At 56.3% G+C, this 11,451-nt stretch carries 8 protein-coding genes and 5 pseudogenes; 3 read left to right on the top strand and 10 right to left on the bottom strand.

Annotation, left to right across the window (positions count from 1 at the left end):
* Positions 1–82: 82 nt before the first annotated feature.
* The 7 genes and pseudogenes from JKL46_RS33030 to JKL46_RS33000 form a co-directional block, all read right to left on the bottom strand.
* Positions 83–217: pseudogene (locus JKL46_RS33030) on the bottom strand (IS6 family transposase); the annotation flags it as partial.
* Positions 201–989 carry a type I glutamate--ammonia ligase gene (locus JKL46_RS33025; protein WP_201842552.1) on the bottom strand — a complete coding sequence of 263 codons (789 nt, stop codon included), beginning with the start codon at positions 987–989 and terminating at the stop codon, positions 201–203. The pseudogene JKL46_RS33030 and the gene JKL46_RS33025, both read right to left, overlap by 17 nt.
* 175 nt (positions 990–1,164) lie before the next feature.
* Positions 1,165–1,862 (bottom strand): annotated as a pseudogene (locus tag JKL46_RS33020) (IS6 family transposase).
* Positions 1,863–2,233: 371 nt separating this feature from the next.
* Complete coding sequence (locus tag JKL46_RS33015) at positions 2,234–3,034, bottom strand: gamma-glutamyl-gamma-aminobutyrate hydrolase family protein (RefSeq protein WP_201842550.1); 801 nt, start codon at positions 3,032–3,034, stop codon at positions 2,234–2,236.
* Positions 3,035–3,042: 8 nt separating this feature from the next.
* The gene (locus JKL46_RS33010; protein ID WP_009488745.1) at positions 3,043–4,107 is read right to left on the bottom strand and encodes a fatty acid desaturase family protein; all 1,065 of its coding nucleotides are present in this window, start codon (positions 4,105–4,107) and stop codon (positions 3,043–3,045) included.
* 29 nt (positions 4,108–4,136) lie between these two features.
* Positions 4,137–5,471: an O-acetylhomoserine aminocarboxypropyltransferase/cysteine synthase family protein gene (locus JKL46_RS33005; protein WP_009488743.1), complete on the bottom strand. Its 1,335-nt coding sequence runs from the start codon at positions 5,469–5,471 to the stop codon at positions 4,137–4,139.
* Complete coding sequence (locus JKL46_RS33000; RefSeq protein ID WP_246529702.1) at positions 5,455–6,537, bottom strand: 2-aminoethylphosphonate--pyruvate transaminase; 1,083 nt, start codon at positions 6,535–6,537, stop codon at positions 5,455–5,457. The genes JKL46_RS33005 and JKL46_RS33000 overlap by 17 nt, the downstream gene beginning before the upstream one ends.
* Positions 6,538–6,800: 263 nt before the next feature.
* On the opposite strand from JKL46_RS33000, the gene JKL46_RS32995 reads away from it, so the two are divergent.
* Entirely contained in the window at positions 6,801–8,168 is a 1,368-nt protein-coding gene (locus JKL46_RS32995) for an aminotransferase-like domain-containing protein (protein ID WP_201842546.1), read from the top strand.
* Between the two features lie 18 nt (positions 8,169–8,186).
* A complete protein-coding gene (locus JKL46_RS32990; RefSeq protein WP_009488737.1) occupies positions 8,187–8,807 on the top strand; it encodes a LysE family translocator in 621 nt (206 codons plus the stop codon).
* 136 nt (positions 8,808–8,943) lie between these two features.
* Here JKL46_RS32990 and JKL46_RS32985 read toward each other — a convergent pair.
* Positions 8,944–9,330 (bottom strand): annotated as a pseudogene (locus tag JKL46_RS32985) (transposase); the annotation flags it as partial.
* A gap of 3 nt (positions 9,331–9,333) precedes the next feature.
* Between JKL46_RS32985 and JKL46_RS36495 the strand changes: the two are divergent.
* A pseudogene (locus tag JKL46_RS36495) lies at positions 9,334–9,486 on the top strand (Mu transposase domain-containing protein); the annotation flags it as partial.
* A gap of 71 nt (positions 9,487–9,557) precedes the next feature.
* On the opposite strand, the pseudogene JKL46_RS36075 reads toward JKL46_RS36495, so the two are convergent.
* Positions 9,558–9,750, bottom strand: a pseudogene (locus JKL46_RS36075) (S41 family peptidase); the annotation flags it as partial.
* A gap of 139 nt (positions 9,751–9,889) precedes the next feature.
* Positions 9,890–11,451 (bottom strand): M16 family metallopeptidase (locus tag JKL46_RS32980; protein ID WP_201842544.1); only part of this gene is annotated, 1,562 nt, incomplete at its 5' end.

Raw genomic sequence — 11,451 nt, 5'->3', positions numbered from 1 at the left:
GTAGCGAGGATGACGAGCATTTTTCATCCCTCACATATGCCTCGATCCGGTCACCCACCGGTTAACATGACGGTGCCACCAGGATGCCTCGGGCTGCCAGCATCTCCTCGACCATCCGCAGACTGAGCGGGAATCGGAAGTACAACCAGATGGCATCGCTGATCACTTCAGCCGGAAAGCGATAGCGGGCATAGCGAGGATCACGAGGCGATTTCATTCTGTCCAGGCACGTTGTTTGACCACTTGGCCATAAACGTCAGCATCTTTCCCCGGCGCTGCGCCATTATTTTGGAGAAGGTCTTGAATACGATCGCCCGGTCCGCAGCGGTCAGTGCATCCGTGTGTTCGATAGCTGCCTCCAGAACGCCTGGCCCCGTCTCAGTGTGCAGGCCTTCGAGCGGCACATCCATTTCTGCCCCCAGCCTCATGAGATCGTGATAGATCTCCGAATGAACTGAGGAGCGCAGCGTAGAATATCCGAAGGAGCCTGGTGAAAGGGTTTCCAGGTTTCTGTATCCTTTCTTTCGAACACTGTCGGACGTTTCATCGAAGACAAAGAACTCAAATTCAGCGGCGACTGTGGCCTTGAACTCAAGCGCATCCGCACGTGAAATCACTTTCTTCAAAAGGGTTCGCGGGCACAGTTCTGCCGCCCGTCCCTCGAAATCGGCTAGGAAGAAGACCATGTTGCCTTCTTCTGGGACGCTGCGGCAGGTTGTGGGGTCGATATGCACAACTGCATCCGGAAAAGCCGTGTGCCACCCAGTAAACTGAGCGTTGGGATAAAGCTGGTCGCTTGAATCCCAGCCGAAGATCACCTCGCAAAGTTTGAAGCCAGATTCTAAGGCTGAGAAGAACTTGTCGCGAGACATATACTTGCCACGGACAATTCCGTCGAGATCAATCACCCCAACTTTGACGTGGCTAAGGTCACGGTCTTTTAGGATCTGGCGGGCGTCTTCGATTGTATTTACTTGTCTTGGCTGCATTGTACCCTCTCTGGAATTCCGTTGCATTAACCTTGGCGGTTTGGACGAAGGCGGCCAGTCGGGGAATCGCTCTGTTGTCTCTGTTCAAACGCCGCCAGTTTCCGGGCGAGATCATTCTTCTGGGCTCTGTTGCGTTAACTCCGATAGGCCGAAATGAGCCTATCGGTGCGTTTCCTCATGCGGCAAGATTGAATAACTGGTTCACGAGACGGATTTCGCCTGTCACGCCCCGATGACCCAGGACGCAGTGACCTCGGCGGACCATTCGCATGACCTCAAAACCCTTCAGCGTCGTCGAGGCTGTCTTCATTCGCTGGAACCCTCGGGTCGGGCGGATCATCCGCTTGAGCGCGCCGTGATCCGCCTCAATAATATTGTTCAGATATTTCGACGTCCGATGCTCGACATCCTTCGACAGCAGCCCTTCATCCTGCAAGCGCCGAATTGCCTTGGGATAAGAAGCCAGTTTGTCGGTTGTGATCGAGGATGGTGGATGCTCGCTCATCATCTTCAGAGCTTTGCGCAGGAAGCGATAAGCCGCGCCTGTATCGCGTCGAGCAGACAGCATGGAGTCGATGAACTGTCCGTGCTTGTCGACAACTCGGAACAGATATTTCCATCCCCCGCCGATCCGCACGTAGGTCTCATCCACGCGCCATGATCCGGAACGGGAGCCCTGGTACTGGCGGATCCGCTTCTCGATTTCTGGCGCGTAGCGCTGAACCCATCGGAAGATCGTGGATGGATCGACACTGACACCGTACTCCTGCATCATCTCAGCCAAGTCGCGGTAGCTGATCCCATATTTGCAGTACCAGCAACGCACAACAGGATGATCTCGACCGGGAAACGGCGGCGCTTGAACAGAGACAAGTAGGACGGCTCCTCGACTGGCCGCTCCGGATTACACTGCCGAGGTTAATGCAACAGTGCCTTCTTCTGTGCGTGCGCTGGTCCTGCAAGTACGGCATCAGGTAAGTACGGCATCAGGTAGAGACCGTAGTAGGCCGCTTCAAACGAGTGATGGGGGACGGCTTACGAGTGATGGGGGACGGCTTACGTTCGCGGACAGATCGCCGTCGCAGGACCGAGGTCGCCATTGCCGTTCTTGCCTTGAACCGCATGCTTGAGCTTGGACGCCCGAAGTCCGTCCGTATCGCCTGAATGCGGGCATGAGGGCCATCAATGCGTGCATAATCCGATCCATGTAACAAAGCGGCTTCGCGCCAGACGTATCCGCCCTACTATTCCGCGCGATCCGCAATCAGTCGCTTTGACTCGAAATCCGAGCACGCCTTCCCAAATGCGGCAAATAACATTTTTGATACTGCGTCGTCAGCGATATGCCACTCGGGATGCCACTGAACGCCAACTTGGAAAGTTCCCGCATTAGAGACGCTCGCAGCTTCAATCAAGCCGTCAGGGGCAACCGCTTCGCAATTAAGCCCGGATGCCAACCACCGAATCCCTTGGCTGTGAAGCGAATTCACCAATATCGGCCCGCTACTGCCGAGAATCCGCGCCAACATCCCTCCGGATTGAACGGAAACCTCATGAACGGGGTCGTATTGTCGATCGCGTGGCAGAGACAAATCCTCTTTATGGCAAAGCATATTTCTGTCCGCAGAAACGTTCTCGTAGAGCTCCCCTCCAAAGAACACATTAAGTTCTTGTAAGCCCCTACAAATGCCCAGGATTGGCAATCCCTTCTGCAGAGCGGCAGGAAGAACCAAACTCACCATCATGTCTCTAAAGGGATCCCTCTCTGCTCGACGGTAAGCACCTTCTGTCGGAGCGGGCCGTGGTGTGTTCGATCGAACAAAGTATTCTGGGTCAATGTTCGACTCATCTCCTGTCAGGACAAGTCCGTCTAACCGACTGACCAATCGCCAAATTCCGTTCTTGTCTTCAATAGAGCGGGTTGGCAGGACGACGATCTCGACCTTCGCATACGCCTCAAGTGCATCAATGTATCGCCTCCGAACCCATTCTCGTTGGTCCCCGTCGTCGATGAGACGATTTGCCGTAACTCCAACCAGAGGCATTGTTCTCTCTACGTAATCGTGGCGACAGCGTGATCTGTCAGCCGTTTGGCTTCATAAAGTCGACGGTTGCGATCGATCAGCTGCGAGATAACGCTCGGCTGTCCTTTAGGGCCCTTGCAGAAGAGTCCACTCCAAGTGGCTGCTACATTCCGATATTCAGTATCGGCCATCCGAATTTCCTGGGCTTTCTTGAGCAGCCAGAAAGGTATGCCGGGCGAGAGGTGATGCTCCAGGTGATATTCATCCAGATTTACGCCGAAGAGCATGCGCTCAAGAAAGTTCCCCTTCCGATTCCTGGTTAGATAAAGGTTTGTATCTTCAACTTCGCACATCGGAGAGTGCTCAGCGATTTCGGTGAACCAACCTATAATCTGGAATGTCGTAAGATAGGGTATGATCCAAAAGAGTATGAGTTCGTCGAGCAAACTGAATGCTATGCATGCGCTGAATACAGCCAGCCAAAACACCGTGAAACCCCACTTATCGATAAGAACTCCAGTCTTATCAACGTCACCGCTGTCAGAGTTCTTAACACTGAATCTATAAGTGAAAAGGTACTTCAAGTAGCCAAACGTTGCGCCGCCAACCAAAGGAAAAATGACAATATCCCAAAGGTATTTCTTTGGGTGACGTACATCATACACACCGCTCTCCAGGAAGAACTTCAGATCTGGATCCTTCTCCGGATCTCCCAAATGTGGATGGTGCAGATGAACATGTGAAATCCGGTAGGCCCAGTGCCGTTGAAAAAGTGGATAGGCGGCGAACACAATGCCAAGAAAGTAGTTTAATTTAACATTCCTCGCCAAGGTCTTGTGGGCCGCATCATGGGCAATAGTGGTCAAACCACGCTGATGCGCTCCGATGAACAAAACCGACAGAGGATAGAACCACCACGAGACTTGCGATGCAAGTGCAGCAAAAGCAACGATTACTGCATAATCTTTCGCGATGTATAGTGCACCCGTCATATTGTCCGTTCGCAACGTGGCGAGTGCTCTCTTTATGTCGGAGGGAAAGCTGACGCTTTCGAAACGAGCATCCCTCAGCGGCCAGGCCTCTTGAGCAATCATGATTTCCTCGAAATTTTTGTAATTGGCAATTAATTGACGGCTGAAAGCGCTCGCTCCAAGTCCCGTATGATGTCCTCTGTATGTTCGAGGCCAATACAGAGGCGGATCGTTCCATCATTGATACCGGCGGCCATTCTCGTTTCTCGAGGCACCGTCGTGTGGGTCGTGGACACCGGATGCGTGATGAGGGTGCGTGCATCTCCAACGTTCGAGACGTGGTAGAGCATCTCAATGTTTTCGATGAGCGCGCGTCCATTTGCAGCGTCACTGACTTCGAACATGAGCATGGCCCCGTAGCCATAGCTCTTGTCGAACAGGTCGTCCGCGAGTTCCTTCTTCCGCCCAGTGAACAGTGATGGATACGTCACCCGTACAACCTTCGGATGGTCTTCCAGCATCTCAGCGACCGCTGCGGCGCTTTCGCAATGCTGGCGCATCCGTAGATGCAATGTTTCCAGTCCTTGCAAAAGCTGAAAGCTGTTGAACGGGCTCGCGCAAGCGCCAACATCGCGTAGCCACGTCATTCGTGCCTTCAGGAGTGCTGCACTCTTTCCGAGATCATTGACCTCCTGTACGGCTTGGGGCCAGAGGATGCCGCCGTGCGCTTCGTCGGGCCCTGAAAACAAGGGAAAGCGGTTGGGAAACTGATGAAAAGGGAAATTTCCGTAGTCCGAAATCAAGCCGCCAAGGGTAGTGCCGTGTCCACAAACGTACTTGGTCGCAGAATACGTTGCCATATTCGCGCCGAGCCTCGCGGGGCGGCAGACGAGGGGGGTGGTCGTGTTGTCCACCACAACCGGAATGCCTCTTTTTCGCCCGATCTCGACTAGATTGCGCAATGGCAGCGGATCGAGGATCGGATTGGAGACACACTCACCGAATAAGCAAATGGTGCGGTCATCAATGTGTCTTTCGAACTCGGCAGGGTCGGAATTCCCGGCAGTTCGCGCTTCAATACCAAGCCTGCGAAACGTATTGTGAAGCAGGTTCCATGTGTTTCCATAGAGGAAGGGAGAGGCAACGACGTTATCACCTGGTTGGCCACTGCATAGGTTTGCCAGTGCAGTGAAGGTCGCGGCCTGACCTGAGGCGACAGCCAAGCAATCCGCTGCATTGTCAACAGCGGCAAATCGTGCCTCAAGCGCCCTCGTCGTCGGATTGATGATCCGAGTGTAAGTGTATCCGTCTTCTTTTACATTGTAGACGTCAGCGATCTTGGAAAGGTCTCCCTCGAGTTCGTATGCGGTATTTTGATATATCGGTACGCACACTGCTTTTGTTGTAGGATCACTCCTGAAGCCTGCATGGAGTGATGCGGTTGCGGGATGGGCCCAACGCGCTTGCTCATCATTCTTCTTCAGCATTGCGATGCTCCTGCAGCTTACCTATGCGGCGAATAGAAGGCGAAATGCGAAAGTGCTTGGTCGTTACCGCCAGCAGTTGATCGATCCAGGAATCTCGAATTTGCCCGATACAACCGATGCGGAATGTGGTCGTTGCCTCATGGAATTTTGCGTAGATGTAGATTCCATTGTCAGCGAGCGCCCGGTAGTAGGCAGCGAAGGATGCCTCGTCAGGTACGAGTTCAGCTGAACAGAACGCCAAGCATATTGGAGATTGGTATTCCGGCGGAATCACCGTCCGGAAACCGAGAGGCCTCAACCCGAAAAGGAGCTTCCCTCTAACTCCTGAGTACCGAGCGTTTCTTGCAGAAATACCTTCCTCGATAAGTCCCTCGAGCGCCTTGTCAAAGGCTTGTACCACGTGGGTCGGAGGAGTTGTCCGCCATTCGCGGTGCTCTTCAAAGCTCCGCCACTGGTCCAGAATGTCGAGGCAATATGAACGTGCATAGGATTTTCCCAAATTCAGCAGCTGGTTAGACACAATCGCAAAGGCAACGCCTGCAGGAGCCTCTATGCACTTATTCCCCGAGGAAACTAAGATGTCGATACCGCCAATGTCGTCCTCCAGTCGGAGTCCTCCGAACGAACTCATCGCATCGACGATTGTAACCATGCCATGTCGTCGACCAATCTCCACGAGGTCGTGAAGTGGGTTGACGAGGCCGGTCGTGGTCTCGCAGTGGACAATGCACAAATGGGTAAATCCCCTGTCTTGACTAATTGTGCGCTCCACAACCGTCAGATCTACGGGCGCCGCGTCAGAGAAGCGAACCACCTGGAAGGCTATCCCGATCTTTGCAAGAATTGTTGCAATGCGTTCGCCATAAAGCCCGTTGACGCACACAAGAGCTTTGTCGTCCTGACCGAGGAAAGTGGTGAGGGACGCCTCCATCGCAAAGGTGCCGCTACCCTGTATAGGTATGGCCGAGTGAGTTGTCTGCCCGCCGGAAACAAATAGCAACCGTTCTCTCACGCGTTGCGTGACTTGTTTGAATGCTTCATCTCTCGACCCCAAGTCCACCTTCATAGCCGCTTTTACATCGAAGGAAAGACTCAGTGGCCCAGGTGTGAAAAGACACGTTTCGTGCACAGAACAACGCCTCCCTGTTAAACGTTGACAGAACTTCCTACCAATCGGCCCCGACCTTTCTCACCTTTCAGATCGCAAAATTTAACGACGCAGGCCCACTGCAGTCGTTATAGATTCGCTACGTTGCGCAACTGAGTAGTGCATGAGACACTTCTCTCGCTATTATAAAAGTGTCGTGCGACACTATTTGTGGAGGTGATATGCTTCTCAAATCCCCGTGGGAGCCGTATCTCGTTGCTATGGATGCCCAGCCAAGTGAACGGTTGGTAAGAGCCTTGGCAGATGACATTCTTGAGGGCCGGCTCGCAGCAAACGACCGCCTGCCGCCACACCGTGATGTCGCCTACCGCCTTGGTATTGGCGTGGGAACGGTGACCAAGGCTTATGCCATCCTTGAGCGCCGTGGGTTGATACGCAGCGAAAGAGGGCGAGGGACTTTCGTCACCACCATTCCCAGGACAACGGAGGCGATGATCGACCTCAGTGTAAACACGCCACCGCGATTGATTGGCGAGCGGATGCTTGCGAAGACACTGATGAATATTGCACGCGATATAGACGTCGACTTGTTCGCTCGATACCCCCCTGACGCTGGACACATCGAACATCGCAGGCAGATGGCTCAATGGCTTACCGGGCTTGGGATGCATGTGAAGGTGGAGCAACTCCTGCTATGCAACGGTGCTCAACAAGCATTGGCGGTTGCTTTTGCCGTGGCAAGCAAGCCGGGTGGAACGATCATCACCGAGTCTCAGACCTATCCTGGCGCAATTGCCCTGACACGCCATACTTTTTATCAACTAAAAGGCATTGAAACGGACCGTGAGGGAATGCGGCCAGAAGCCCTCGATGATGCGCTGGATCGAGCATCCGGCGGGGTTGTTTACGTGACTCCCACAATGCAGAATCCCACGACAGCAACCATGGGAGAACGCCGTCGGCTTGAGATTTCAGACGTCTGCAGAAAACACGAGGCTCTGATTGTCGAGGACGACGTGTACTCACTCGGTTCATCAGGATTTCCGCCCCTCGCTATGCTAGCTCCTGAACGGACCTTCTATGTAAACAGTCTCTCAAAGACGGTCAGTCCAGGCTTGCGTATTGGCTGTCTTGTCGCTCCACCTAGCCATATTGACAAGGCTGAAGCCGCTTTGTCGGCGACCTCGTCGACGATGTCGCCGTTTTCTTGCGCGGTGATGACCGAATGGCTCGTGAGCGGAATAGCTCAAACTGTTCGGACATCCATCAAGGTTGAATCGTCAAGGAGATTGGATCTGGCTAGATCCTATCTGGGCGAGGTGGCCGTTTTCCCTGATCATGAGGGTTTTCATATCTGGTTTCCAATGTCCCATCACGGAGCCGAGAGCTTCGTGGCAGCAAACCTCGCGGTTGGAATCCGCGTGACACCGCCGACAGCCACCAAGGTAGATCCCAATGCCAATGACGGCGGGGTGCGGCTTTGCGTGGGCGGTCCCGAACTGCCCGATCTTACGACAGCATTGGAGAAGCTGTCGGTCATTCTCAAGAATTCTGGGAAACCGGAACAGCCACAGCGATCGTATGTTTAACAAGGAACGGGGCGAAGAATGCAAGACAATGTTTGGACAACTCTAACAACCTTGAGTATATATGCTGGCGTAATCATAAGCCCAGGCCCAAATTTTGCTTTGGTATCGCGCTTGGCGATGTCGGGCGCCTTGCCATCGGCTTTGGGGGCCACTTTAGGTCTATCGCTCGCAGCGACCTTTTACGCAGTTCTGTCCATGACTGGGCTTGCCGTGCTGATCGTGCGTGTGGACTGGGTCGCGTCGGCTATTCAGATCGTTGGAGGCGCGTATCTAGTATATCTTGGCATTTCCAATTGGTCATCGTCGGCAGCATGCGATGACAGCGTGCCTCCCTCCAGTAGGACGTTTTGGTCCGGTCTTCGCGTAGGGACACTGGTGGAATTGACCAATCCAAAGGGCATCGTGTTCTTCCTCGGATTGTATGCCGTTGCAATTTCCGCTGATGCGGACACATCTGTAAAGCTCATCGTCCTGCTTGGCGGCTTTGTACTGGAGATGGTGTGGTACGGATTCGTAGCCATGCTGATGTCGTCTCCTCCCGCTCAAGCGGCATACAGGAAGTCCAGGGCCTGGATTGACAGGTTTGCGGGAACGTTGCTTATCGGCTTTGGTATAAAGATGCTCTCCGAGCGCCTCTGACCAATTGGAGACGTTCCGGATACGCGACTTATCGCCCAGCGGCCAGCGGATTCTTGTCATGGGATAGGGACGGGTGCCGTCGCGAGTTGTGTAGAAATTTAGGTGGCGCGATCTCCGGTATGAACATCGTATTGGGTCAGGCGGCGAGGTCAATCGCCTCCTGGGGGGCTGATGCTTGGGTGAGCGTCTTCCAGCCGTCAACCTTGCGCATCGTGATCTGACCGGACGCGAGCAGAGCCCAGAACAACATGGCGGCGGTGGCATCCGAGGGCAGCACGGTCTGGGTCTTGATCCGCCGCTTGAACTCCTCGTGCAGCCGCTCAATGGCATTCGTCGTCCGGGCCGACTTCCACTGCGAGGGCGGCAGCTTTGTGAAGGCAAACAGCGCCTCGCCCGCTTCCTCCAGGCTGTTGGCCACCGCCGGGTGGCGCAGCCGCCATTTGCGCAGAAAGGCCCTGCGCCGCTCCGCAATCTCCTCGACTGTGGCGGCATAGATCATGGCGGTGTAGTCAGCCGTGATCTCGGCAGCCCTCTGCCCGACGAGCCTTATGCCTTCGCCCGCTGGAAGCGCTGCCGGGTGGCCCCTGACTATCATGTCGAGGTCGACGGCCACTGGTATTCGGTGCCCTACCGCCTGATCAAAGAGCTCGTCGACGTGCGGCTCGCCGGCAATTCGATCTGCTCGCCGCATGAGCTCTCCACAAGCACCTGATCCTTTCTCGTCTCTGATCCGGATTTGCAACAGAACCGCTTCGACTCTTCAGGCTTCTGGACGTAATCCGTGCGGACCTTTTCGAAGACGTCTCCGAAAAGGCTCAGCTGCCGGTACGTGTCAGCCGAGGCGGCAACCGCGCTCATGCCCGACAGCAGGCTGGTCTGACACCATGGTCGCGCCGCCCGCGCCGATGGCTGCACCGAGAATCAATAGGGAGAGTTTGCGCATTATCCGCGAACCTTTTCGCTTTGCGATTTCGCCCACCAGGGACCTGGGTCAATTGAACTGCCATCTTTCCTGAACTCAACATAGAGGATGGGATTGTAGAACGTGATGGGAACTGACAAGTGATGCGAAGCCGTGCAGATCAGGGCGCGGCAACCACCTCCACCGGCAATGCCAGGCTCTCGAGTTGCGGCTGGACGGAGGCAGCGTCGCCAACGACGACCCACGTCATCCGCGCAGGGTCGACCGTTCCGCGCATGGCCGCGTCGAGCCGCTCCGGATCCAGCGCACGGATCCGCGTTGGGAGCTGCTGGTAGTAGTCGTCAGGCCGGCCGAGGAGATCGTTCTCCTGCATCGCACCCAGCACCGCACCTGCCGTCTCGAACGCTCCAGGCAGCGCGCGAATCATGCCGGACCGGGTGCGCTCCAGCTCCTCTGCGGTGACGCCTTTGCCCGTGAGAAACGCCTGATGGTCGGCCAGCAGCGCAGCGATGGCCGCACCGGTCTTGTCAGCCTGAACGGGCGCGCTGATCGTGTAGGTCATGCGATCACGCACCTGCTCAAGTCGTGCCCGGACGCTATAGGACCACCCCTTTTCCTCGCGCAGGTCCATGTTGATGCGCGACAGGAAGCTGCCACCGACCACGTCGGCAGCGCTCTCGAGCGCCAGCGTGTCGTCGGTCCCTTTGACGGCGAGGACGACGGCGGCCGTGATCAGCGACTGCGGCGAATCCTTTCGATCGACGAGCACAATCCGCGGGCGCGGCGCCGGGGTTGGGATATCGAAACGCTTGGTCCCGGCGGGGCCGGTCCCGTTCCAGGTGCCAAAGCGGGCTTCGAGCAGCGGCTGCAGGGTGGCGAGCGGAAGATCGCTGACAACGAACAGCTTCGCCTTTTCGGGCCGGAACCAGGCGCGGTGGAATTCCGCCAGATCGTCACGGGTCAACGTCGCGACAGCCTGCGCATCGCCCGTGCCCGGCATGCCATAGGGATGATCGTGGCCATAAAGAGCGGGGGCCAAATAACGCGCCGCAATCGTCCCCGGCTCGGTCTTTTCTGCGGCGATCCGGGCAAGCCTCTGAGTTCGGCCGCGGTCCACCTCATGGGGGGCAAACGCCGGATGCAGGGCGACATCGGCGAACAGGTCGAGCGACGGGCCGAGGTTGGCGGTCAGAGCTGATAGGACAATGCCGGTGCGGTCCATCGACGACCCGGCGGTGATCGATGCGCCCAGCGTCTCCTGCCGCTCGGCGATCCCAAGCGCACTGAGGGTTGTGGTCCCCTCCGTGAGCAACGCCGTGGTCAAGGCCGCCGTGCCACGCGCGGCTTTGGGATCGGCGGCATAGCCGGCGTCGAGGCTCAGCGCGACCTGCGTCGTCGGAAGGGCGCGACGCTGCGCGTAAACCACTTCGATCCCGTTCGAGAGCTGCGCCCGCGTAACCGGCGGGACGGTCAGGTCGGCGATCTCGCCAACCGCAGGTGCCGGCGCGCGCTTCACGACCGGGACTTGGGTCTGTGACACGGCCGAAGCCGGCTTGCTCGCCTTCGTGACGGCTTGCGCCTCGCGATCGGCCGGGCGCGCGCCTGGCGTCACGGTCAGGGCATAGACCGGGCGGGACAGCCATTGGCCCAACGCTGCCTTGACCGTCGCGGGCGTGGCCGCGGCGTACGCATCGAGATCTTGGGCATAGTGATCAGGATCGT

The organism is Microvirga zambiensis WSM3693, assembly GCF_016735695.1.
Taxonomy (GTDB): Bacteria; Pseudomonadota; Alphaproteobacteria; order Rhizobiales; family Beijerinckiaceae; genus Microvirga; species Microvirga zambiensis.
The sequence above is the reverse complement of the archived record's forward strand: the minus strand, read 5'-3'. Positions and strand labels throughout refer to the sequence as shown.